The organism is Actinophytocola sp., from assembly GCF_035712165.1.
GTDB lineage: Bacteria > Actinomycetota > Actinomycetes > Mycobacteriales > Pseudonocardiaceae > DASYTH01.
Genome location: NZ_DASTBH010000570.1, coordinates 1 through 22,654 on the forward strand (window position 1 = coordinate 1; position 22,654 = coordinate 22,654).

The 22,654-nt window shown below is 69.7% G+C and carries 21 protein-coding genes and 1 tRNA gene; 6 read left to right on the forward strand and 16 right to left on the reverse strand.

Annotation, left to right across the window (positions count from 1 at the left end; translation table 11 throughout):
• Positions 1–1,014 (forward strand): FAD-binding oxidoreductase (locus VFO68_RS33250; RefSeq protein WP_325162404.1); only part of this gene is annotated, 1,014 nt, incomplete at its 5' end.
• A gap of 84 nt (positions 1,015–1,098) precedes the next feature.
• On the opposite strand, the gene VFO68_RS33255 is transcribed toward VFO68_RS33250, so the two are convergent.
• The 7 genes from VFO68_RS33255 to VFO68_RS33285 form a co-directional block, all read right to left on the reverse strand.
• Positions 1,099–1,518, reverse strand: coding sequence for a heat shock protein transcriptional repressor HspR (locus tag VFO68_RS33255; RefSeq protein ID WP_325162451.1), 420 nt, complete (start codon positions 1,516–1,518; stop codon positions 1,099–1,101).
• Positions 1,519–1,559: 41 nt separating this feature from the next.
• On the reverse strand, positions 1,560–2,753 hold the full coding sequence (dnaJ, locus tag VFO68_RS33260) for a molecular chaperone DnaJ (RefSeq protein ID WP_325162405.1): 1,194 nt from the start codon (positions 2,751–2,753) through the stop codon (positions 1,560–1,562).
• Between the two features lie 20 nt (positions 2,754–2,773).
• Complete coding sequence (gene grpE / locus VFO68_RS33265; RefSeq protein WP_325162406.1) at positions 2,774–3,484, reverse strand: nucleotide exchange factor GrpE; 711 nt, start codon at positions 3,482–3,484, stop codon at positions 2,774–2,776.
• Positions 3,481–5,340 (reverse strand): molecular chaperone DnaK, encoded by a 1,860-nt coding sequence (dnaK, locus tag VFO68_RS33270; protein ID WP_325162407.1) that lies wholly within the window; start codon positions 5,338–5,340, stop codon positions 3,481–3,483. The genes grpE and dnaK overlap by 4 nt, the downstream gene beginning before the upstream one ends.
• Positions 5,341–5,496: 156 nt before the next feature.
• Positions 5,497–6,312 carry a DUF4097 family beta strand repeat-containing protein gene (locus tag VFO68_RS33275; protein ID WP_325162408.1) on the reverse strand — a complete coding sequence of 272 codons (816 nt, stop codon included), beginning with the start codon at positions 6,310–6,312 and terminating at the stop codon, positions 5,497–5,499.
• Positions 6,313–6,421: 109 nt separating this feature from the next.
• Entirely contained in the window at positions 6,422–7,006 is a 585-nt protein-coding gene (gene dcd / locus VFO68_RS33280) for a dCTP deaminase (RefSeq protein WP_325162409.1), read from the reverse strand.
• 44 nt (positions 7,007–7,050) lie between these two features.
• The gene (locus VFO68_RS33285; RefSeq protein WP_325162410.1) at positions 7,051–7,518 is read right to left on the reverse strand and encodes a TFIIB-type zinc ribbon-containing protein; all 468 of its coding nucleotides are present in this window, start codon (positions 7,516–7,518) and stop codon (positions 7,051–7,053) included.
• A 126-nt stretch (positions 7,519–7,644) separates the two neighbouring features.
• Between VFO68_RS33285 and VFO68_RS33290 the strand changes: the two genes are divergently transcribed.
• Positions 7,645–7,911: a hypothetical protein gene (locus tag VFO68_RS33290; protein ID WP_325162411.1), complete on the forward strand. Its 267-nt coding sequence runs from the start codon at positions 7,645–7,647 to the stop codon at positions 7,909–7,911.
• Here the strand turns inward: VFO68_RS33290 and VFO68_RS33295 are convergent.
• A tRNA-Gly gene (locus VFO68_RS33295) sits at positions 7,900–7,973 on the reverse strand. The genes VFO68_RS33290 and VFO68_RS33295 overlap by 12 nt on opposite strands.
• A 23-nt stretch (positions 7,974–7,996) precedes the next feature.
• Positions 7,997–8,494 carry a hypothetical protein gene (locus tag VFO68_RS33300; RefSeq protein ID WP_325162412.1) on the reverse strand — a complete coding sequence of 166 codons (498 nt, stop codon included), beginning with the start codon at positions 8,492–8,494 and terminating at the stop codon, positions 7,997–7,999.
• Between the two features lie 134 nt (positions 8,495–8,628).
• Here VFO68_RS33300 and VFO68_RS33305 point away from each other — a divergent pair, with 134 nt between their 5' ends.
• The 4 genes from VFO68_RS33305 to VFO68_RS33320 all read left to right on the forward strand — a co-directional run bounded on the left by VFO68_RS33305 (position 8,629) and on the right by VFO68_RS33320 (position 12,769).
• Complete coding sequence (locus tag VFO68_RS33305) at positions 8,629–8,934, forward strand: metalloregulator ArsR/SmtB family transcription factor (RefSeq protein WP_325162413.1); 306 nt, start codon at positions 8,629–8,631, stop codon at positions 8,932–8,934.
• Between the two features lie 79 nt (positions 8,935–9,013).
• Positions 9,014–9,766, forward strand: a complete 753-nt coding sequence (locus VFO68_RS33310; RefSeq protein WP_325162414.1) for a response regulator transcription factor — start codon at positions 9,014–9,016, stop codon at positions 9,764–9,766.
• Between the two features lie 120 nt (positions 9,767–9,886).
• Entirely contained in the window at positions 9,887–11,719 is a 1,833-nt protein-coding gene (locus tag VFO68_RS33315; RefSeq protein WP_325162415.1) for an acyl-CoA dehydrogenase, read from the forward strand.
• 93 nt (positions 11,720–11,812) lie between these two features.
• Positions 11,813–12,769, forward strand: a complete 957-nt coding sequence (locus tag VFO68_RS33320) for a DUF1152 domain-containing protein (protein WP_325162416.1) — start codon at positions 11,813–11,815, stop codon at positions 12,767–12,769.
• Positions 12,770–12,782: 13 nt separating this feature from the next.
• Here VFO68_RS33320 and VFO68_RS33325 read toward each other — a convergent pair whose 3' ends face one another.
• The 7 genes from VFO68_RS33325 to VFO68_RS33355 form a co-directional block, all read right to left on the reverse strand.
• Positions 12,783–14,534: a VanW family protein gene (locus VFO68_RS33325; RefSeq protein WP_325162452.1), complete on the reverse strand. Its 1,752-nt coding sequence runs from the start codon at positions 14,532–14,534 to the stop codon at positions 12,783–12,785.
• A gap of 69 nt (positions 14,535–14,603) precedes the next feature.
• The gene (locus tag VFO68_RS33330) at positions 14,604–14,897 is read right to left on the reverse strand and encodes a co-chaperone GroES (protein WP_325162453.1); all 294 of its coding nucleotides are present in this window, start codon (positions 14,895–14,897) and stop codon (positions 14,604–14,606) included.
• Positions 14,898–15,001: 104 nt separating this feature from the next.
• Positions 15,002–17,218 (reverse strand): hypothetical protein, encoded by a 2,217-nt coding sequence (locus tag VFO68_RS33335; protein WP_325162417.1) that lies wholly within the window; start codon positions 17,216–17,218, stop codon positions 15,002–15,004.
• Positions 17,219–17,325: 107 nt separating this feature from the next.
• The gene (locus VFO68_RS33340) at positions 17,326–18,105 is read right to left on the reverse strand and encodes an amino acid ABC transporter ATP-binding protein (protein ID WP_325162418.1); all 780 of its coding nucleotides are present in this window, start codon (positions 18,103–18,105) and stop codon (positions 17,326–17,328) included.
• Positions 18,102–18,932, reverse strand: coding sequence for an amino acid ABC transporter permease (locus VFO68_RS33345; RefSeq protein WP_325162419.1), 831 nt, complete (start codon positions 18,930–18,932; stop codon positions 18,102–18,104). The genes VFO68_RS33340 and VFO68_RS33345 overlap by 4 nt, the downstream gene beginning before the upstream one ends.
• 76 nt (positions 18,933–19,008) lie before the next feature.
• On the reverse strand, positions 19,009–19,794 hold the full coding sequence (locus VFO68_RS33350; RefSeq protein ID WP_325162454.1) for an ABC transporter substrate-binding protein: 786 nt from the start codon (positions 19,792–19,794) through the stop codon (positions 19,009–19,011).
• A gap of 159 nt (positions 19,795–19,953) precedes the next feature.
• Positions 19,954–22,644, reverse strand: coding sequence for an MGH1-like glycoside hydrolase domain-containing protein (locus tag VFO68_RS33355; protein ID WP_325162420.1), 2,691 nt, complete (start codon positions 22,642–22,644; stop codon positions 19,954–19,956).
• Positions 22,645–22,654: the final 10 nt, after the last annotated feature.

Sequence of the window (22,654 nt, forward strand, 5' to 3'; positions counted from 1 at the left end):
GCCCCGGAGATCCGGGAGCTGTTCCCGCTGAACATGCAGGTGCAGCGGTCCCGGTTCCTGCGCGCCCTGGTGCACATCGTGCAGATGATCGACCGGCCGGAGGAGCTCGGGCCGTTCCTGCGCCAGCTCGGTCGCGACCACCGCAAGTTCGGGGTGCTCGCCGGGCACTACGAGCCATTCGGCATGGCGCTGCTTTCGGCGATCAAGAAGTTCTCCGGGCCGGCATGGACCGTGGAGGTCGAGCACGCCTGGGCCGAGGCGTACACGATCGTCGCCCGGACCATGCTGGACGCGGCCGCCGCCGACGACGGGCCGGCCTGGTGGTCGGCGACCCTGGTGGACCACCAGCGCAAGGCTCGGGACCTGGCGATCGTGCGGCTACAGCCGGACCATCCGGTGCCCTACCTGCCCGGCCAGTACGTCAGCGTCGAGGTGCCGCAGCGGCCCCGGATGTGGCGCTACCTGACCCCGGCCAACGCCCCGCACGGCGACGGGATCCTGGAGTTCCACGTCCGCGCGGTGCAGACCGGCTGGGTGAGTCGGGCCATCGTGGCCGAGGCGCAGCCCGGCGACGTGTGGCGGATCGGGCCCGCCATGGGCCGGCTGCGGGTGGACCGGTCGTCCGGGCGGGACGTGCTGATGGTCGCCGGCGGCACCGGCCTCGCGCCGATGCGGGCGATCCTGGAGGACCTGGCCCAGTGGGGCGAGAACCCGCGGGTGCACCTGTTCTACGGCGGCCGGGTCCGCGCGGACCTCTACGACCTGCCGGCCCTGGTCAGCCTCGCCGCCACCAACCCGTGGCTCACCCTGGTTCCGGTGGTGGAGTCCGACGCCGACGCCACCGCCATGCAGCAGGGCACGCTGGCCGACGTGGTCACTCGCTACGGCGCCTGGCCCGACCGGGACGTGCTGGTGGCCGGCTCCCCGGCCATGATCCGCTCCACGGTGTCCCGGATGCTGGTCGCCGGCACCCCCCTAGACCACATCACCTACGACCCGTTCACCCTGGATTAACAGTCCGCCTCTCCGGAATTTTTGTGCGGTGGTTGCGCTAGCAGCGACATGTCATGTGGGCCGGTGGATTGTGGCTGGGTGCCGTCACGGTCCCCTGAGGTTCCGTTGGTCGGCCCAAGACCTACCTCCGTTGGGTTTCCAGACGACCAGGGCCGTCTGCTGGCGGACCGGGACGAGCTCGTTGCGGTAGGAGGCGTGGATCGCGGCGGCCGCGCGCTCGGCGGCGGTGTAGGCCGCGGCCAGCTCCTCGGTGAGCGCCGCGAGCTGCCCGCGCAGCATGTCCACCTCGTTCTCCAGCTCGATGATCCGCTTGATGCCGGCCAGGTTGACGCCTTCCTCCTGGGACAACCGCTGAACCTCCCGCAGCAGAGCGATGTCACGCATCGAGTACCGCCGGCCGCCGCCCGCGCTCCGGCCGGGCGACACCAGGCCGAGCCGGTCGTAGCCGCGCAGCGTCTGGGCGTGCAGCCCGGAAAGCTGCGCGGCCACCGAGATCACGAACATCGGGGTGTCCTCGTTGGCCCCGGGCGGGAAGGCTCGGTTGGTCACGATCCGCTCCTCCGCTCCAGCATCCGGGTCAGCTCCGGGCGGGGGTCGAGCCCGGCGGTGGCCTGCGCATAGCTCTCCAGCGCCGCCCGCGCCTTGCCGTCCATGTTGGCCGGCACCGCCACCTGCAGCGTGACCAGCAGATCGCCGACCTGACCGTCCCGGCGGGCGATTCCCTTGCCGCGCACCCGAAGCACCCGCCCGCTTGCGGTGCCCGGCGTGACCCGCAGCGACACCTTTCCGTCCAGCGTCGGCACGTCCAGCGTGGTGCCCAGGGCCAGTTCGGTGAACGTCACCGGCACCTTGATCGTCAGGTCGTTGCCGGAGCGGCCGAACACCGCGTGCGGCGTGACGTGCACCCGCACGTACAGGTCCCCGGCGTGCCCGCCGTTCTGGCCCGGCTCGCCCTGCTCGGCGAGCCGGATGCGCTGGTCGTCGTCGACGCCCGGCGGGATCCGGACGGTCAACGTCCTGGTCTTGGTGCTCACGCCCTCCCCGGCGCAGTCCGGGCAGGGGTCGTCGACCAGCCGGCCGGTGCCGCGGCAGTCCCGGCACGGCTCGCTGAACGCGAACGCCCCCTGGCTGCGGTTGACCAGGCCGACCCCGTTGCAGGTGGGGCAGGTGCGCGGGGTGGTGCCGGCGCGCGCGCCGGTGCCGAGGCAGGTGTCGCAGGTGGACGGACTTGACAGTCGTAACGGCACGGTCGCGCCCTGGACCGCCTCCAGGAAGTCGATCCTGATCTCGGTCTCGACGTCCGCGCCACGGCGCGGCCGGCCGGCCGCCGACGCGGTTCCGCTCCGCCGGTTGAACAGGTTGCCCAGCATGTCGCCGAGCCCGCCGAAGCCGCCGCTGGAGGAGGCGCCCTGCGTGGTTCCGCTGAACAGGTCGCCGAAGTCGAAGTTGGACCCGCCGGCGCCGCCGAACCCGCCGCCGCCGAACCCGCGCAGCCCGCCGGTCGAGAACAACCGGCGGGCCTCGTCGTACTGCTTGCGTTTCTCGGCGTCGCCGAGCACCCCGTAGGCCTCGGACACGGCCTTGAACCGCGCCTCGGCGCGGGAGTCGCCCGGGTTGGCGTCCGGATGCAACTCCCGCGCCAGCTTGCGGTACGCCTTCTTGATCTCCGAGTCGGACGCGTCGGAGGAGACCCCCAACTCGCGATAGAAGTCCTTTTCGATCCAGTCTCTAGCGCTCATCGGACATCCCCTCCTTCCGCTCAGTTCCTGTTGTCATTCCCGTTGTCGTCGTCGTCCACCGGCGCGAACCACTCGTTGCCGGTGTCCGGACCGGAGTCGACAACGGCGCCGGCCGGACCCGGCTCGTGGTCGGTGACACCCACCAGCGCCGCCCGCACCACGCGGTCGCCGAACCGGTAGCCGCGCCGCAGCACGGCGGTCACCGTCGGACCGGACACCTCCGGCGAGGTGTTGTGCTGCACCGCCTCGTGCACCGACGGGTCGAACGGCTCACCGTCGTGGCCGAACGGCTCCAGACCGACCCGCTGCAGGGCACTGACCAGCTTGTCCGCCACCGACTTGAACGCACCGGTGAGGTCGCCGTGCGCGTCGGCCCGCTCGATGTCGTCGAGCACCGCCAGCAGTTCGGTGGCCACCTGCGCCTTCGCGGAGGTGATCACCCCTTCCCGGTCCCGGTCGACCCGCTTGCGGTAGTTGGCGTACTCCGCCTGCAGCCGCTGCAGATCAGCCGTGCGCTCGTCGAGCTGCAGCTTCAACTCCGCCTCCAGGTTCGAGTCGGCGGCCGGCTGCGCGACCGCCGGACCGTCCGACTCCGGCTGCGGCGGGACCGCGGCGTCCGGCTCGGCGCTCGCCCGGACCTGGCCGGTCGTCGGGTCGATCCGCCGGCGATCCCGAACCACCACCCGGGGCTCCTCGCCAGGGTCGCCCTCGGTCCGCTCGTCCGAGCTCACTTCTTGCCTTCCTCGTCGACGATCTCGGCGTCCACCACGTCCTCGGCGCCGGCCGCGCCGGGACCCGCGTCACCGGCCGGGCCGGACCCGTCGCCGCCCGGCGCACCGGTCGTGCCGGTCTGGGCGTACATGGCCGAACCCATCGCCTGGGACTCGGTGGCCAGCTTCTCCATCGCCGCCTTGATCTTGGCGGTGTCCGAGCCGGCCAACGCCTCGTTGGCCTCCTTGATCGCGACGTTGACCTTCTCCTTGGCCTCGGCCGGGATCTTGTCGTCGTTGTCCTTGACGAACTTCTCGGTCTGGTAGACGAGCGTCTCGGCCTGGTTGCGGGTCTCGGCCTCCTCGCGACGGTTGCGGTCCTCCTCGGCGTGCGCCTCGGCGTCCTTGACCATCCGGTCGATGTCGTCCTTCGGCAGCGCCGAGCCGCCGGTGATGGTCATCGACTGCTCCTTGCCGGTGCCCAGGTCCTTCGCGGACACGTGCACGATGCCGTTGGCGTCGATGTCGAAGGTGACCTCGATCTGCGGCACGCCCCGCGGTGCCGGCGGGATGCCGGTCAGGTCGAAGGTGCCCAGCTTCTTGTTGTGGATGGCGATCTCCCGCTCACCCTGGAACACCTGGATGCCGACCGTGGTCTGGCCGTCGTCCGCGGTGGAGAAGATCTCGCTGCGCTTGGTCGGGATCGTGGTGTTGCGCTCGATGAGCTTGGTGAACACCCCACCCTTGGTCTCGATGCCCAGCGACAGCGGGGTCACGTCGAGCAGCAGGACGTCCTTGACCTCACCCTTGAGCACACCGGCCTGCAGGGCCGCGCCGACCGCGACGACCTCGTCCGGGTTGACGCCCTTGTTCGGTTCCTTGCCGCCGGTCAACTCCTTGACCAACTCGGTGACCGCGGGCATCCGGGTGGACCCGCCGACCAGCACCACGTGGTCGATGTCGCCGACCTTGATCCCGGCGTCCTTGATCACGTTGTTGAACGGCGCCCTGGTCCGGTCGAGCAGATCCGAGGTGATCCGCTGGAACTCGGCCCTGGTCAGGGTCTCGTCCAGGAACATCGGGTTCTTGTCCGCGTCGACCGTGATGTACGGCAGGTTGATGTTGGCGCTGTTCGAGCTGGACAGCTCGATCTTGGCCTTCTCCGCGGCCTCGCGGATGCGCTGCAGCGCCATCTTGTCCTTGTTCAGGTCGATGCCCGAGGACTGCTTGAACTTGTCCACCAGCCAGTCGACGATCCGCTGGTCCCAGTCGTCGCCGCCGAGGTGGTTGTCACCGCTGGTCGCGCGGACCTCGACCACCCCGTCGCCGATCTCCAGCAGGGACACGTCGAACGTGCCGCCGCCGAGGTCGAACACCAGGATGGTCTGCTCCTTCTCTCCCTTGTCCAGGCCGTAGGCCAGCGCCGCCGCGGTCGGCTCGTTCACGATCCGCAGCACGTTCAGGCCGGCGATCTGCCCGGCCTCCTTGGTGGCCTGCCGCTGGGCGTCCTCGAAGTACGCCGGCACCGTGATCACCGCGTCGGTGATCTGCTCGCCGAGGTAGGACTCGGCGTCCCGCTTGAGCTTCATCAGCACCCGGGCGCTGATCTCCTGGGCGGTGTAGGTCTTGCCGTCGATCTCGGTCTTCCAGTCGGTGCCCATGTGCCGCTTGACCGAACGGACCGTGCGGTCCACGTTCGTGACCGCCTGGTTCTTCGCCGGCTGGCCGACGAGGACCTCGCCGTTCTTGGCGAAGGCCACGATGGATGGCGTGGTCCGCGAACCCTCCGAGTTGGCGATGACCGTGGGCTCACCGCCCTCGAGGACGGCGACGACCGAGTTGGTCGTCCCCAGGTCGATGCCGACCGCTCGCGCCATGGATTCCTCCTGATCGTTGCTGTGCATAACGCTGGATTGAGCGTTGTTAGCTCAAGTTTGCAACGGGTCGGGCAACCCGTCAAACCAGACTTGAGCCCCGCTCGCTCAACCTTCCTGATGGCTCAACGCGCGGGGCTCCGGTGGTGTTCCCGGGACTCAGCTGTACTGGAGTGTGATGTCTCCGTTGTCGCTGTGCAGGTCGAGCTGGTGACCGCCGGCCGGGTCGTCGGCGACGTCACTGTTCACCGTGCCGCTGTCGGTCTCGGCGCGCACCCGGTAGGCGCCGCGCGGCACGGTCACGGCCACCGCGCCGCTGTCCGCCCGCGCCCGCACGTTCTGGGCGCTGACCAGCCCGAGGGTGAGGTCGCCGGACGAGCTCCGCACGTCGACCGCACCGCCGACACCCCCGGCCACCACGTTGCCCGACTCGGCCACGATGGTCACCGCGGCCTTGGCGCCGTTCACGGTCACGTCACCCGAGTCGGACTTGACCGCGACGGCTGCGCCGATGTCGACCAGCGTGACCTGGCCGGAGTCGGCCTGCAGGTTGACCGCGCCGGCCACCCGGCGCAGGGTGACGTCCCCGGAGTCGACCTTGAGGTTGACCGCGGCCAGGCCCTCCGCTTCGATCCGCCCGGAGTGCAGCACGCCGTCCAGCCGGGTCCCGGCCGGCACGGTGATCTCGTAGTCGATCCAGCAGTTGCGCGCCGGGCAGGACTCGATCACCAGGACGTCGCCCTCGACCCGGTGGGTCGCGCCGGGCTGTTCCCGGTCGTAGTGCACCTTGCGGTGCACGGTGGTGGTCTCGCCGGCCCGCACGATGACGTCGCCCGCGTCGTTGGCCACCCGGATGCTGGAGATCCGTTCGTCCACCCGGGCGCCGTCGTCGAAGGAGTTGCGGCCCATGGCCCAGCCACAGGCGCCGAGCATCAACAGTCCGGCGCCCAACCCCGCAATGACCAACCGTCGCATCGCACACCCCTCAGCTCACCAAGATTGCGTCTCCCCGACGCTAGGGCGGTGTGCTGCGGGTAACCATCGGGGAGCCCCCCGAGTCGACCCTGGGGTTGTCCCTACCCCGTCACTTCCGCCGGGTGTCGACGCGGTGGAAGTTGAGGTACGCCCGGGACGGCGTCGGCCCGCGCTGGCCCTGGTAGCGCGAACCCGCCTTGGCCGAGCCGTACGGGCTCTCGGATGGCGAGGTGAGCCGGAACAGGCACAGCTGGCCGATCTTCATGCCGGGCCAGAGCGTGATCGGGAGGTTCGCCACGTTGGACAGCTCCAGCGTGATGTGTCCGGAGAACCCCGGATCGATGAACCCCGCCGTGGAGTGCGTCAGCAGTCCCAACCGCCCCAGCGAGGACTTCCCCTCCAGCCGCCCGGCCAGGTCGTCCGGCAGCGTCACCCGCTCGAACGTGGACCCGAGCACGAACTCCCCGGGGTGCAGCACGAACGGATCGTCGCCCACCGGCTCGACCAGAGTGGTCAGCTCGTCCTGTTGCACCATGGGATCGATGTGCGTGTACCGCGAGTTGTCGAAGACCCGGAAGTACCGGTCCAGCCGGACGTCGACGCTCGACGGCTGCAGCATCGCCTCGTCGAACGGCTCCAACCCCAGCCGCCCCGACTCCAGTTCCTTGCGCAGATCCCGGTCGCTCAGCAGCACCCGCCCACCCTAACGACGCCTGCCCCACCCCGTCGGGCGCGCCCTCAGCGCAGCGAAGCCCGCAGCCGGCCGATCGTGCGCAGCACCTCGTCCCGGTGCTTCGCCGACTTCATCCCCACCGGCAGCCGCGCCACCATGGTCATGCTGCCCGGAAACGCCTGCCGCTCCCGCAACTTCGCGCCCACATACCCTTCGAGCAAATCCAGATGCTCCTCGTTGAGCGCCCACAGCGTTTCCCCGCCACAACACTGCGCCTGCAACCACAACGGCACGTGAAAGTAGGGATCAACCGGTCCCCGCCACATCACCGAGCGCGGTGTGGTGTCCGCGGTGTACCCACAGCTCCCGCACACCAGCCGACGCGGACCGACCCGCTGCTCCGCCGACCGCGGCACATCCACCGCCCGACCCGCGCAGCGCGGACACACGACATGGATGTCACGCCTCGCGAGCATTTCCAACCAGATCAACGGATCACGAAAGCGCTGCGGACCACCGCGCTGTGTACTCATCTGGATCCGACCTTCTCCGAACGGATCTGCCCGCTCACCTACTCGATCGCGCACCCTACCCGCCCGGACATCCCAAAGCCGCCGGTTTTTCGCCGCCAGGTGCATGCCGCCTCGTAAACTCGAAGGGTGCGCCTACCTCCGCTGGGAGCTGCGCTGGCGATCGGAATCTCGACGCTGGTCGCCCCGGCCGCGTGCAGCCTCTACGAACAGATCTGCACGCCAGGAGAAGTCGCCATAATCGGCGCCACCGGATCAAGCTGGTGCGAGCCACCCCGCGAAGGCGACCGCGAGTGCGCCAGCGGCGAGATCCTGGTCAAGGTCGAGAAAACCGGCCTCGACCACTGCATCAAAAACCGCTATCGCGATGGCTGGCAAGAGCGCTGGAGCGGATGACGGGAATCGAACCCGCATTCTCAGCTTGGGAAGCTGATGTTCTGCCATTGAACTACATCCGCGCGGTGGGGTGAGCGTACACGAACTAGCTGTTGGCGCGGATGTGGTGGCGGAGGGCGGGCAGGCCGTAGGTGGTGAGGGTGCCGAGGACCTCGCGGGCGAGGGATTCGAAGGGGTGGCCTACTTCTAGCTCCCACCAGAGGTCCTCGATGGGGTAGCCGCCGACGGTGACCAGTTGGCCGATGGTGGCCTCCCAGCCGGTGGGGTCGGCGGAGGGGCGGGCCGAGTGGTACGGGCGGACCCGGAGCTGGGCGGCCCATTCGTCCTTGCTCGGCACCCGCAGGGCCAGGGTGAACCGGATCCGGCTGTCGATCAGGGACTGGGACTGCACGATGTAGACCTCGGCGCGGCGGCCTTCGACATCCATGCGGTAGCGCCGGCCGGCGCCCAGGAACCCGAGCGTGCGCAGGCCGGGCGCCAGACCCATGTCGATCATGAGCCGAAACCAGTCCTGGGCGCTGCGGTTCGTCTCTGCCTCCACCGGTCGCCCCTCTTCCCGTTCCGGCTCGTGCTCCCAGATCACCCGCCACACCTTCACCGGTTCAAACGACCTTCGACCGCCAGAGTGGCGATCAATGTAGCCAGTGATCCATCCCGTCTACTAACTCTTCGCTATACCCTTCCCAGACCGAACACGTGTGATATAAATATTACGTAATGAAATTGCTACACGATCCGGACGACCAGGTCTGGCGGGCGCTGGCCAACGTGGTCCGCCGGGCGATCGTGGGCGTGCTGCGGGACGGCCCGCGCGGCACCGGAGACCTGGCCACCGTCCTCGGCGTGGACCGGCACGTGCTCATGCAGCACCTGGCCGTCCTGCGGGACGCCGGACTGGTGCGCGTCGAGTCCCGCGGCCGGCACCGGATCAACCACCTCGAACCGGCGCCGCTCCAGCGCATCCAGCAACAGTTGGCCATGCCTATCGTCACCAGATCCGGAAATGTTCCGGACCCGAGGTAGCTATCTGAGAAAACCTCGTCACGCTGCGGCGCCAGGTACGTCACTCCCCACGACAAGGTGAATGGTCCGGGGAGGACGAATGCCGCAGTTCACTCGGCGCCCAACACAGCCAGGCGGGTTGACCGTCGCGCTGGCCGACGGGCTGCCGTTGTACCGGGAGGGCCTGACCGCGCTCATCCACCGCACGCCGGGCCTGCGCTGGGTGGGTGCCGCCGAGCGGCCGAACACCGCGCTGGCGCTGTGCGAGCGGTTCCGGCCGAACGTGCTGGTGATCGACTCCGACCTGGACCCCCGTAACCATCTGTCCAGCATGCTGGCCAGCGGCGACCCCACGCTGGGCCTGCTGGTGCTGGTCGCCTACCCGCACCGCACCACCCGGTACGTGGCCAGCGCCCTGGCCGCCGGCGTGCACGGGGTGCTGCTGCGCACCGCCGAGGCTCCTCAGGTGGTCGACGCGATCCGGACCGTGCACACCGACCGCCGCTACGTCGACGCCGGACTGGCTCCCGTGCTGGCCGCGCCGCGCGGCCGGCTCGCGCATCCGGGCGGGCCGGCCCAGCCGCTGTCCCAGCGCGAGTACCAGGTGCTGCAACTGATCGCCGACGGGCTGGAGAACCAGGCGATCGCCCGCCTGCTGTTCGTCTCCGTCGAGACGGTCCGCACGCACGTCAAGAGCATCCTGCGCAAACTGGTGGCCCGGGACCGCACGCACGCCGTCGCGGTCGCGTTCCGCACCGGGGTGCTCACCCCCGAGGACACCGAACAGCCGCCGTATTCCGCTCACGTCGGCGCCTTCCAGGACGACAGTGAGGGCGGGACGAGCGTGAAGTGACGCAGGCCATAGGCATCCTCAAGTGCCTTGGGGTGCACTTCACCTTGCCGGGGTTACCGACAGGTAATACCCTTATGTTACTGACGAGTAGCGATCTCCTGCCGCGAAGGGGAGGGCGACATGAGCCACTACCGGAGCAACGTCCGGGACCTGGAGTTCAACCTGTTCGAAGTCCTCGGCGTACAGGACCGGCTCGGCACGGGGGTGCTCGCGGAAGCCGACGAGGAGACCGCGCGTGGAGTGCTCGCCGAACTGGCCAGGCTCGCCGAGGGCCCGTTCGCCGAGTCGTTCGCCGAGGCCGACCGCAACCCGCCGGTCTTCGACCCGAAGACGCACAGCGTCACGGTCCCCGAGGCGTTCAAGAAGACCTACCGCGAGCTCGTCGACGGCGAGTGGTGGCGGCTGGGCCTGACCAACGACATGGGCGGCCTCGGTCTCCCGCCGACCGTGCAGTGGGCCGCCTCCGAACTGGTGCTCGGCGCCAACCCGGCGTTGTTCATGTACATGGCCGGCCCGAACTTCGCCATGATCCTGAACAAGAACGGCACCGAGGAGCAGCGACGCTGGGCGCAGATCATCATCGACCGCGGCTGGGGCGCGACGATGGTGCTCACCGAGCCGGACGCCGGCTCCGACGTGGGCGCCGGCCGCACCAAGGCGATCCAGCAGGAGGACGGCTCCTGGCACATCGACGGCGTGAAGCGGTTCATCACCTCGGGTGACCAGGACATGACCGAGAACATCATGCACCTGGTGCTGGCCCGCCCGGAGGGCGCCGGCCCCGGCACCAAGGGCCTGAGCCTGTTCCTGGTGCCCAAGTTCCACTTCGACACGCAGACCGGTGAGCTCGGCGAGCGCAACGGCGCCTTCGTCACCAACGTCGAGCACAAGATGGGCCTGAAGGTGTCCAGCACCTGCGAGCTGACCTTCGGCCAGCACGGCGTTCCGGCCAAGGGCTGGCTGCTCGGCGAGGTGCACGACGGCATCGCGCAGATGTTCCAGGTGATCGAGTACGCCCGGATGATGGTCGGCACCAAGGCGATCGCCACGCTGTCCACCGGCTACCTCAACGCGCTGGCCTACGCCAAGGAGCGGGTGCAGGGCGCCGACCTGACCCAGATGCTGGACAAGGCCGCGCCCCGGGTGCCCATCACCCGCCACCCGGACGTGCGGCGCAGCCTGATGCTGCAGAAGGCCTACGCGGAGGGTCTGCGCGCGGTGTACCTCTACACCGCCTCGTTCCAGGACCAGCTCTGGACCGGCGAGGGCGACGAGGACGCCCGCAAGCTCGCCGAGCGGGTCAACGACCTGCTGCTGCCGATCGTCAAGGGCGTCGGCTCGGAGCGCGCCTACGAGCAGCTGGCGCAGTCGCTGCAGACCCTCGGCGGGTCCGGCTTCCTGCAGGACTACCCGATCGAGCAGTACATCCGCGACGCGAAGATCGACTCGCTGTACGAGGGCACCACGGCCATCCAGTCGCTGGACTTCTTCTTCCGCAAGATCGTGCGGGACAAGGGGCAGGCGCTGGGCCACATCGCCGGTGAGATCACCGAGTTCATCACCGCCGAGCGCGGCAACGGCCGGCTCAAGGAGGAGCGGCTGCTGCTCAAGCAGGCCCTGGAGGACGTGCAGGGCATGCTCGGCGCGATGATCGGGTACCTGACGAAGTCGCCGGAGGACCCGCGCAGCGTGTACCTGGTCGGCCAGCACACGGTGCGCCTGCTGATGGCCACCGGCGACCTGCTGATCGGCTGGCTGCTGCAGCGGCACGCCGAGGTGGCCATCGCCAAGCTGGACGCCGGCGCGACCGGCCGGGATCGGGCCTTCTACGAGGGCAAGATCGCCGTCGCGTCGTTCTTCGCCCGCAACGTGCTGCCCGAGCTGTCCGCCGGCCGCAAGATCGTCGAGACGGCCGACAACGGCCTGATGGACCTGGACGAAGCCGCGTTCTGATCACGGACCGCACACCGCGGCCCACCCGCACCCGGGTGGGCCGCGGTGTGTTTACCGGCCCTACCACGCGGCCGTGCCACATAGGATCGTGTCGTGTTTTCGCTGGGGGAGCCGCCGCTGTTCGCTCGGTTGCGATCGGCGTCGAGGGTGCTGGTCGCCGGGGCGGGTGGGGGCTTCGACGTGTACGCGGGCCTGCCGCTGGCCCTGGCCCTTCGTGAGCAGGGCAAGCAGGTGCACCTGGCCAACCTGTCGTTCAGCGAGCTGGGCCTGCTCGACCTCGACGACTGGCTGGCACCCGACGTGGCGGCGGTCGGTCCGGACAGCGCCGGATCCGACGACTACTTCCCGGAGCGCACCCTGGCCCGCTGGCTCGACGGTCAGGGGCTGCCATCGACGGTGTTCGCCTTCCCCCGGACCGGGGTCAGACCCTTGGCGGCCGCCTATCGCGTGCTGGTGGAGCGGCTGGGCGTGGACGCGGTCGTGCTCGTCGACGGCGGCACGGACATCCTCATGCGTGGCGATGAGGCCGGGCTCGGCACCCCCGAGGAGGACATGGCCAGCCTGGCCGCCGTGGCCGCGCTGGACGATGTGACGCGCGTCGTGGTGTGCCTGGGGTTCGGCATCGATGCCTACCACGGCGTCTGCCACGCGCACGTGCTGGAGAACCTCGCCGCACTGGACCGGGCCGGCGGCTACCTGGGCGCGCTGTCGATCCCGTCGGGCTCGCCGGAGGCGCGGGCCTACCTGGCGGCCGTGGCGCACGCCCAGGCCGCCACACCTCTTCGGCCCAGCATCGTCAACGGGCAGATCGCCGCCGCACTGCGCGGCGAGTTCGGCAACGTGGCGTTCACCGTCCGCACCGGGACCAGCGAACTGTTCGTCAACCCGTTGATGGCGGTGTACTTCAGCGTCGACCTGCCCGCGTTAGCCAACTCCGTCGGCTACCTCGACCAGCTGCAGGACACCCGAACCATGATCGACGTGGCGCTGCAGATCGAGGCCCATCGGGATCAGGTGACCCGACGCGTCAGGCGGGCATTTCCGCACTGATCCTCGACGCCGGTCAGGCGGGTGGGGTGGCGCAGAGGATCTTGGGCTGGGCGTTGTACTTGACGGTGCGGGTGTTGCGCTTGATCTCTTTGCCCGAGAGGTCCTTGATGATGCGGGTGTCGGTGGTGGTGAAGCCGCGGATGCCGGCGGTGGTGTGGCAGTTCTGCGCCGGGCCCTGCTTCTCCTGCGGCTCGACGAAGTTGGTGCGCTCGCCGGTGACGGACTCCACGATGAACCGCTTGGTGCCCCAGATCTTGACCGTGAGGCTGGACGGGGTCCAGATGGTCTGGATGGCGACGCCGGTCGGCGCGTCGTTGGTGAACTTCAGGTCGATCACGCTGCTGCCGTTGGGGTTCTGGAACACCGTCGCCTCCCGCGCGGCGGGGTAGCGGCTGATGTAGTAGCTGTGCTCCTTGTGGCCGGCGTCGGTCATGCCGGCGAAGTAGGCGGCGTTGTAGAGCGTGGTGGCGAACTGCGAGATGCCGCCGCCGACCTCCCGGCCGGGCGCGCCGTCCTTGATCACGCCGGCCTCGACGTAGCCCTGCGCGGCGGTGCGCGGGCCGGTGAAACCGTTGAGGCTGAAGGTGTCGCCCGGCTTGACGATCGCGCCGTTCACCTCGCGGGCCACGGTCCGGATGTTCTGCCCGGAGTCGACCGCGAAGCCACCGGTGGTGAACTCGCCGATCACCTCGGTGATGCCGAGCTTGTTCGCCGCGTCCGTGGTGACCTTGGCCGGCTTGGTCGCGTACTGCGCCTTGACCTCGCGCTTGTCGCCCTGCTTCAGCACGTCGAGCAGACCGGCGAAGCTGGTGTCCCAGTTGATCTGCTTGCCGTCCACGGAGGGCTGCACGGTGGGCTTGCCGCCCTCGAAGACGATCGCCGCGTCCTTGCCCTCCTTCTCGGTGCTGGCCAGTTGCGGCTGCACCGCCGCGACGATCTTGGCCTGGTCCAGCTTGGCGGTCAGCCCGCCGTTGCCGTCCGGTTCGAACAGCAGCGCGCCGGCGATCGCGTCCGGCGCCAGGGTGGCGTCCTTGCCTTCGCCGCGCACGGTCACCGGGCCGGAGACGGCCGGCGCGGCGATCGTGGCCAGCGCCTCACGCACCGCGTCCGGGTTGGTCTTCACCGGGGTGCTGGACACCGGCAGCTCGATCGTCTCGCCGTGCGCCCACTCGTCGAGGATGCGTTCCCGGGCCGCCGCGGCGTCGAGCTTCTGCCCGTCCTTGGCGTCCACCGCGACCGGGGTGGCGCCGTCGAACCGGATGCCCCCCTCCACCGGCTCGCGGTCGGTCTTGGCGCGCAGCGCCTCGACGGCCGCGTCCAGTGCCCGGTCGTCCGTGCTGGTGGCCACGCCGATCTCCCGGGCGCCGCCGAACAGCGAGGTCAGCCGGGTGATCGGGTTGAGTGGCTGGGTGCCGGCCCGGTCCAGGGTGGCGCCCCAGTCCAGCCGCAGACCCGCCTGGTTCGGTTCGAGCGACTCCTCGACGTCGCCGGCCCGCACCCGCACGGACTGGGTCAGCCGGGGCTCGAGCTGCTGGTGCAGGGTCCGCTCGGCCTCGGTGTGCGACTGCCCGCCGATGTCGATCCCGGCGACGGTGACCCCACGAGGCACGTCGCCGCTGGAGACCAGCAGGTCGACGCCGTAGAGCAGGGCGAGAGCGCCGAACACCGCGCCGGCGACGATGCCGGCCCGCCGTAACCGCCGGGGCCCGCGCTCCGGGTCGGCGCCGGAGCCGGCCGGGTCGGCGTCGTAGCCGGGCGCCCGCATGACGACGGTGGGCAGCACGTCGGTCTGCTCCGCGTGCGTCTCCGGCCACGGGTACGACACAACGCCCTCCTACAGGTAGAGACCGGTTCCGTGCTCGGTGCGTTCGCTAGCCAACGCGTGCAGGTCACGCTCGCGCATCACCAGGTAGGAGTGCCCCTGGACCTCGACCTCGAGCTGGTCGTCCGGGTTGAACAGCACCCGGTCTCCCACCTTGACGTTGCGCACGTTGGTACCGACACCGAGTACGTCTCCCCAGGCCAGCCGCCTGGCCATCTGGGCCGTGGCCGGGATGACGATACCGCCGGTGCTGCGCCGTTCCCCTTCCTCGGGAGTGAGCCGCACCAACACACGGTCGTGCAGCATCGTGATCTCGAGTTTCGGTTCCGGCACCGACGAATGGTATCGGCCTGCGGACAACAGGGTGCGCCGGTATCACGAGCCGTCGCTGGGTGATCGGACGATCACGGTCAGTTGTTGCGCCGCAGCATCCGGGTCAGGCCGGCGGCGACGGTCGTGGCCAGCACCCAGCCCGCCGCGATGAGCGCCGCGGAGATCCACTGCGAGGCGCCGGTGACCAGCCAGCGGTTCTTGTGCCCGAAGTCGACGATCGGGATCAGGTTGTCCAGCGTGTACAGCAGCGGGCTCCAGACCAGGTGGTCGTCGGCGTTGGCCTCGGTCGGCGCCGGGTGCAGCGAGAACCAGACCGTGCCGCCGATCAGGCAGGCCACCAGCCACAGCAGGGCCCGCATCGGCCGGTAGCCGTAGCCCACCATCCACAGCTGCAGCCAGCTCCACACCCGCACCATCGGCCCGAGCACCCGGTAGCCCTCGGCCAGCGCGACGTAGCGCCAGCGCTGCTTGGCGATCAGCACGGTGGCGGCGTGCTCCTCGTTTCCGCTGGCCCGCAGCATCGCGGCGAACTGGTCGTACGGGCCGGGCCGGTAGTAGTTGCGCATCGCGGGCCGCAGCCAGCGCAGCCGCTCCCGGACCGTGGCGTCGTCCTCCAGGTCGATCGGCACCGCGAGCGCGTCGTAGCGGAAGTCGTCCAGCTCGATGCGACCGCCGGCGTCCCAGAACAGGGCGTTGTCGGACAGCGAGGCGCACCGCGCGTGCCGCAGGTTGACCCGGCCGCGCGGCGGCAGCCCGACGTCCAGCCGCAGCTCCTGGGTGACCAGGCCGAAGGCGTTGAGCGAGGTGCCGGCCAGGTCGGAACCCAGCTCGGCGCCGCGGAAGTTGGTCTCCCGGCCGATCTGGGCCCGGCGCATCCGGATCTCGCCGTGCGAGGAGAACGCGCGCCTGGCCCGGATGGCGCAGATGAGGTCCCGGCCGATGGTGGCCACCCGCAGGTCGATCGACGGTTTTCGGGTGCCGTCCCGGTAGTGCCCCGGCCGCAGCAGCCGGCCGCCGCCGAAGTCGACGTTGGCGCCGACCTTGGCGCCGGGCAGCAGCACCGAGCCGAACACCAGGATGTTGCGCCCGTCGAGGTTGCCGCCGGTGGAGAAGCGGCGGCCCTCGAGGGCGTCACCGTCGCGGTTGGACAGGATCGCGCGGTCCAGCAGCACGGTGCCCCGCACGTCGACGTCCACCAGCCGGACCTGCCCGGCGATGCGGGCGTCCCGGCCGTCGATGCCGCCCCGGATCTCGGTGCCGTCGAAGTGCAGGGCGAGGTCCTCGTAGGGACCGGGGCGCGGCCCCTCCACCAGTTCCTCGAACGGCTCCACCCCGCCGGACAGGTCGATCAGGGCGCCGGTCAACCGCACCGAACCGCCCACGTGCGCGTTGACGATCCGCAGCGTGCCGAGGCTTTCGAAGCCCTGGTCGACGTCGACGTTGCCGGACACCTGGATGCGGTCGGCGATCAGCGTGGCCTTGGCGTCGAAGAACGGCTCCTGCACCGGTAGCTGGCGGACCTCCTCTTCGGGCGGCTGGAGCCGCGCTCCGCGCAGCGAGAAGTCACTGTCGATGCGGGCGCTCGGCAGGAACAGCCGGCCGACCGAGGTGAACCGTCCGGTCCGGGGGTCGGCCGTCATGTGCAGGTTGCCGCCGACGTGCAGGCCGTTGCCGTTGAGCGAGTAGCCGTGGGGGTTGTTCAGCGAGGCCCCGGCGAAGTTGATGTTGCCTCCGCTGCGCAGGCCGGCGACGCGTAACTCGCCGTTGGTCCGTAACCGGGCGGCGAGCAGCGCCCCGGCCACGTTCAGCCGGTCGGCGTGCAGCGCGAGCTTGCCGGGGTTGTTCAGCCGGGCGTCCCGCAGCGAGAACGAGCCGTGGATGTGCGCGTCGGTCAGGTCCACCATGCCGGCGACGGTGGTGCCGGCGATCAGCGACAGGTCGTTGTCGCAGTTGAGGTTGCGGGCGGTCAGGCCGGGCAGCCAGCAGTCGTTGAACTCGCACCCGGCGAGCCGGGCCTGGCGCAGGTCCGGCGGGTGCTGGAACCGGCACCGGACGAACTCCAGCATGTACGGGAACTCCACGGCGCGCAGGTCCAGCACGCCGACCAGGTACCGGTCGGACACGGTGAGCACCGGGGCCACGGTCGGCCGCCGGCGCAGCCGCAGCACCGCACCGCCGGTGTCGCGCTCCAGCACCTCCCGCACGACCTCGTCGGCGTCCATGTACGCCCAGGTCGGCGGATACTCCTCGCGCGGGTCGAGGATCCTGCCGCGGACCGGCCCTTCCTCCGCCATGACCGAACCTTCCCTCCCTCGCCCGGATCTTCACACAATCCGACGAGCCCGGGCTGACGCAAGGTTCCTGGCGGGTTACCGGATGTTTCCGGTTACTGGGTGTCCGGTTATTGGGGGTTCCCGTGTTGGTGGATCGGGTCGAGCACCCGGGCGAGGAAGGTGCGGGTGCGTTCCTGCTGGGGGTCGCCGATGACCTGCTCGGCCGGACCCTCCTCGACCACGACACCGGCGTCCATGAACAGCACCCGGCTGGCGACCTCGCGGGCGAACAGCATCTCGTGGGTGACCACCAGCATCGTCATGCCGTCCTCGGCCAAGGTGCGCATCACGTTGAGCACGTCGCCGACCAACTCCGGGTCCAGCGCCGAGGTGGGCTCGTCGAACAGCATCACGTCCGGATCCATGGACAGCGCCCGGGCGATGGCCACCCGCTGTTGCTGACCGCCGGAAAGCTGGTTGGGCATCGCGTTGGCCTTCTCGGCCAGGCCCACCCGGGTGAGGTTGGCCATCGCCACCTCCTGCGCCTGCGCCTTGTCCCGGCCGAGCACCTTGCGCTGGGCGAACATGAGGTTGTTCAGCACGTTGAGGTGGGAGAACAGGTTGAACGACTGGAACACCATGCCGATCCGGCGGCGGGCGGCGTCGATGTCGACGTCCGGGTCGGTCAGCTCGACCCCGTTCACCGCCACCCGGCCGCCGTTGGGCGCCTCGAGCAGGTTCACGCAGCGCAGCAGGGTGGACTTGCCGGAGCCGGACGGACCGATGATGCACACGACCTCGCCGCGGTTGACCCGCAGGTCGATCCCGCGCAGCACCTCGAGCGGCCCGAACGACTTGGTCAGACCGCTGACCTCCACCACGACCTCGGGTTCGTTCGACGCGGTCATGCCGGCCCTCCCACCGAGATCGACTCCGGCGTGGTGCTGATCTTCGCGCCGCCGGTGCGGCGCTCCAGGTACCGGGACAGGTAGCCGAGCGGCAGCGTGATGATCAGATAGCAGAACCCGGCCACCACGACCGGCGTCAGGCTCTTGGACGTGTTCAGCGCGATCCGGCCCATCTGGGTCAGCTCCTGCTCGGCGATCGTGCTGCCGAGGAACAGCGCCAGCGACGAGTCCTTGGTGAGCGCGATCAGCTCGTTGGTCAGCGGCGGAAGGATGATCTTGAAGGCCTGCGGGATGACCACGAAGGAGGTCGTCCGGCCGGAGGACAGACCCAGTGACCGGGCCGCCTCGACCTGCCCGGCCGGCACCGCCTGGATGCCCGCCCGGAACGTCTCGGCCATGTACGCCGAGGCCACGATGCCGAGTCCGATCGCCAGCGCGGTGTACTTGTCGAAGATCGTGCCGGGGAAGGCCAGCGGCACGCCGTAGCCGACCGCGATGAGCACGAGCAACGCGGGCAGGCCGCGGAAGAACTCGATGTAGGCGATGGCCAGCCCGCGGTAGACCCGGACAGTGGACAGCCGCATCAGCGCCAGGACCAACCCGAGCACCAGACCGACGCTGAACCCGAGCGCGGTGTAGATCACGGTGTTGTACAGGCCCACCGTGATGATCCTGGGGAACATCGACAGCGCCACGTCGACGTTGAAGAAGGCGTTCTTCAGGTTGGCCCAGTTGGCGGTGAGCGCGAAGATCACCACGATCAAGAGGCCGATTCCGTACTGCACACCGCGGAACACCCGGGCACGTTGCCGTTTGGTCAGGGCCATGAACCCTCCTGAGTGGGGACGTGAAGCGGGCGAGGGGGCCCGCGCCGGCGAAGCGCAGGCCCCCTCGGTCAGACGATCATTCCGGCTTCTTGCCGAACCACTTCTCGTAGATCTTGTCGTACTCGCCGCTGGACTTGGCTTCCTTGAGCACGTCGTTGATCACCTTGAGCAGGTCGGCGTTGCCCTTCTTCAGGCCGATGCCGTACTGCTCGCCGGTGTCGAACTCCTTGCTCACCTCGAAGCCGGTCTTCTCCTTGACCCAGTCGTAGAGCACGCCGTTGTCGTTGATGCCGGCGTCCACCTGGCCGGTCTCGACGGCGGTCAGCAGCAGACCGAGGTCCTCGAAGGTCACCAGTTCGGCGCCCGCGGCGTTCTTCTCCGCGTACTCCTGGCCGGTGGTGGTGTTCTGCACGCCCAGCTTCTTGCCCTTCAGCTTGGCCAGGTCGTCCAGGCCGGAGCCCTTCTTGACCACCAGCGCCTGGGTGGCGTCGAAATACGGGTCGGAGAAGTCGATGTTCTCCTTGCGCTTGTCCGTGATGGTCATGCCGGCCGAGGACAGGTCGCACTTGCCCGAGTTGAAGTCGGCGCCGGACTGGATCCCGTCGAACGGCGTGTCGACGACCTCCTGCTTCACGCCCAGCTTCTTTGCCACCAGGTCCATCAGGTCGATGTCGAAGCCGACCACCTTGCCGCCGTCCTCGAACTCGAACGGCTTGTAGGGCAACCCGGTGCAGTTGGTCAGCTGGCCGGCGTTGACGAGCTGGACGTTCGGCGCCGCGGCGCCACTGCTGCCCCCCGTGTTGCCACTGGGCGTCTCACTGTTCCCGCAGCCCGCGACCGCGATGGCCAGGGCGGGCAACAAGGCCAACACCCTCAGTTTGGAAGGACCTGCCACGTCGTCACTCCTCGTTACTTCGTTCGTGCGAGTGACCGCATACTGCCATCCCGGCAGTCCGGTTTGTAACGTCGGGCGATCCGTTGCGTGGCCGCAGCGGAGTTGTAGCCCGACGTTAACCGTGGCTCACCGGTGCCGATGCCCAGGCCAGCCCACCAGCAGGACCGCGACCAGGGCGGTCCAGCCGGTCTGGTGCGAGGCGCCGAGACCCTCGCCGGTGTCGCCGTCGAAATACTCGTTGAACGTAACGTGTTCGGACCACAGCGGGGAGTCACTGGCCTCGATCCGCTTGCCGTCAGCGGGCCTGCGGCCGTCCGTGCCGGGCAGGAACAGCGCGCCGAGCCGGCCGGACAGCTCCCGGGCGGCCGCGCCCAGCGACATCCGGCGCCCGGAGCCGGTGGGCAGCTCCACCTCCACCGCGCCGCCGTGGAAGGCGTCCAGCTCGTAGAGCGCCTCGACCAGCAGTGCGTTGCACGGGAACCAGATCGGCCCGCGCCAGTTGGAGTTGCCGCCGAACATCGGGGTGTGCGACTCGCCCGGCTCGTAGCCGACGCCGTGGTGCTCACCGGCGATCTCCACCGCCACGCCGTCCCGGTGGGTCGCGGACATCGAGCGGATCCCGTGCGGTGACAGGAACTCCGCCTCGTCCAGCATCCGGTCCAGCACCCGGCGCAGCTTGTCCTCGTCGAGCAGGGACAGCAGCGCCCGGCGCCCTTCGTCGTCGGCCTGCCAGGTGATGAACTGGCCGAACTCCGGTTGGTGGCGCAGCAGATAGTTGAGCCGCTGGGCGAAGTTCGGCAGTTCGGTGAACACCCAGCGCTCCAGCGGCGCGCAGGCCAGCAGCGGGATCAGCCCCACCATCGAGCGCACCCGCACCGGCGCGGACTCCACCCCGCCGCCGGGCAGGTGCCGGGACACCAGGTCGTAGCAGAACCCGTCCCGCTCGTCCCAGATGCCGCGGCCGGCCGAGCCGAACTGCGCGGAAACCTGGGCGATGGAAAGGAAGTGCTCGACGAACTTGGTGGCCACGTCCTCGTAGGCCTCGTCCTCGCGGGCCAGTTCCAGCGCGATCTGCATGAGGTGCAAGGAGTAGGTGGCCATCCAGGAGGTCGCGTCGGACTGCTCGAACCACCAACCCTCGGGCAGCCGGGCGGACCGGTTCACCGGGCCGATGTTGTCCATGCCGAGGAAGCCACCCTCGAACAGGTAGTTGCCGTCGGCGTCCTTGTTGTTGACCCACCAGGAGAAGTTGAGCAGCAGCTTGTGGAACACCCGGGCCAGGAACACCCGGTCGCCCCGGCCGGTCGCGGCCTGCTCGGCCCGGTAGACCTGCAGGCTGGCCCAGGCGTGCACCGGCGGGTTGACGTCGCCGAACGACCATTCGTAGGCGGGTAGCTGGCCGTTGGGATGCATCATCCACTCCCGGCACAGCAGCAGCAGCTGCTCCTTGGCGAACGCCGGATCCACCAGGGCGAACGGCAGCATGTGGAAGGCCAGGTCCCAGGCGGCGAACCAGGGGTACTCCCACTCGTCCGGCATGGACAGCACGTCGGCCACGTCCAGGTGCCGCCAGTGCGCGTTGCGCGCGTAGAGCCAGCGGCGCTCCTCCGGCGCCGGCGGGCTGGCCGGGTCGCCGTCCAGCCAGTGCCGGACCCGGAACCGGTAGACCTGCTTGGTCCACAGCAGACCGGCCAGCGCCCGGCGCATCACCTTGGTCTCGTCCGGGGTCTGCGGGGTGGGCAGGCCGGCGTAGAACCGGTCCGCCTCCCGCTCCCGGCTGTCCATTGTGGACGCGAAGGTCGGCCCGAACGCGCTGCCGTGCCCGGCGCCGGCGATCAGCCGCAGCCGCACGGTGACCGACTCACCGGGCGGCACGGCCGCGAAGTGGTACCAGGCGGCGGCTTTCGTGCCGGGCTCGGAGGCGCCGCCGGCCGGCACGACCTGGCAGGTGTCCGCGGCGCCGCGCACCACATGGTTGTCGATCCCGGACTTGGTGTAGCGGCTGGCGTTGACGCCGCGGCCGAACAGCTCGACCGTGTCGGTCTCGTTGTCGGTGACCAGCATGGTCGGCGACCCGCTGGCGTGCAGCGTGTAGCGGCCGAGCCGGGAGTGCTCGGCGACCACCCGGGCCCAGCCGTGCGCGGTGGAGGCGGTCAGCGCCGGCCGGCGGTCGTCCCGGCCCCAGGACCAGGTGTTGCGGAACCACAGCTGCGGCAGCAGGTGCAGCGGCGCCGGGTCCGGACCCTGGTTGACCGCGGTGATCTCGACACAGATGTCGTCCGGCGCCGCCTTGGCGTAGGTCACCGTGATGTCGAAGAACCGGTTCTCGGCAAGGATTCCGGTGTCGCCGAGTTCCGGCTCGCGCTCGTCGCGCCGAGCTTCGGCGGACATCGCCCGCAGCTGCCGGTACGGGAACGCGGCCTGCGGATACCGGTAGAGCACCCGCATCCACGAGTGCGTGGGGGTGCCGTCCAACACCCACCAGTACTCCTTGGCGTCCTCGCCGTGGTTGCCCTCGTGGTTGGCCAGACCGAACAGCCGCTCCTTGAGGATCTCGTCCTGGCCGTTCCACATCGCCAGCGCCAGGTTGAGAAAACCGTGCCGGTCGCAGATGCCGGCGATGCCGTCCTCACCCCAGCGGTAGGTGCGCGAGCGGGCGGCGTCGAACGGGAAGTGGCCCCAGGCGTCGCCGTGCGCGGAGTAGTCCTCGCGCACGGTGCCCCACTGCCGGCCGGCCAGGTAGGGACCCCATAACCGCCACGGCGCCTCGGCCGTCGGCGCGTCGGCCAACCGGCGCCGCTCCGCGTCTTCGCTCACCTGTCCAGTC

What these genes read in the sequence shown, in the direction of transcription:
- VFO68_RS33255 (WP_325162451.1), bottom strand. Translation starts at nt 1,518, where the DNA reads ATGTTCGTGATCTCGGTGGCCGCGCAGCTTTCCGGGCTGCACGCCCAG.
- VFO68_RS33275 (WP_325162408.1), bottom strand. Translation starts at nt 6,312, where the DNA reads ATGCGACGGTTGGTCATTGCGGGGTTGGGCGCCGGACTGTTGATGCTC.
- VFO68_RS33335 (WP_325162417.1), bottom strand. Translation starts at nt 17,218, where the DNA reads ATGGCGGAGGAAGGGCCGGTCCGCGGCAGGATCCTCGACCCGCGCGAG.
- VFO68_RS33340 (WP_325162418.1), bottom strand. Translation starts at nt 18,105, where the DNA reads ATGACCGCGTCGAACGAACCCGAGGTCGTGGTGGAGGTCAGCGGTCTG.
- dnaK (WP_325162407.1), bottom strand. Translation starts at nt 5,340, where the DNA reads ATGGCGCGAGCGGTCGGCATCGACCTGGGGACGACCAACTCGGTCGTC.
- VFO68_RS33285 (WP_325162410.1), bottom strand. Translation starts at nt 7,518, where the DNA reads ATGAGTACACAGCGCGGTGGTCCGCAGCGCTTTCGTGATCCGTTGATC.
- VFO68_RS33315 (WP_325162415.1), top strand. Translation starts at nt 9,887, where the DNA reads ATGAGCCACTACCGGAGCAACGTCCGGGACCTGGAGTTCAACCTGTTC.
- VFO68_RS33310 (WP_325162414.1), top strand. Translation starts at nt 9,014, where the DNA reads ATGCCGCAGTTCACTCGGCGCCCAACACAGCCAGGCGGGTTGACCGTC.
- VFO68_RS33325 (WP_325162452.1), bottom strand. Translation starts at nt 14,534, where the DNA reads ATGCGGGCGCCCGGCTACGACGCCGACCCGGCCGGCTCCGGCGCCGAC.
- VFO68_RS33330 (WP_325162453.1), bottom strand. Translation starts at nt 14,897, where the DNA reads ATGCTGCACGACCGTGTGTTGGTGCGGCTCACTCCCGAGGAAGGGGAA.
- dnaJ (WP_325162405.1), bottom strand. Translation starts at nt 2,753, where the DNA reads ATGAGCGCTAGAGACTGGATCGAAAAGGACTTCTATCGCGAGTTGGGG.
- VFO68_RS33345 (WP_325162419.1), bottom strand. Translation starts at nt 18,932, where the DNA reads ATGGCCCTGACCAAACGGCAACGTGCCCGGGTGTTCCGCGGTGTGCAG.
- VFO68_RS33305 (WP_325162413.1), top strand. Translation starts at nt 8,629, where the DNA reads ATGAAATTGCTACACGATCCGGACGACCAGGTCTGGCGGGCGCTGGCC.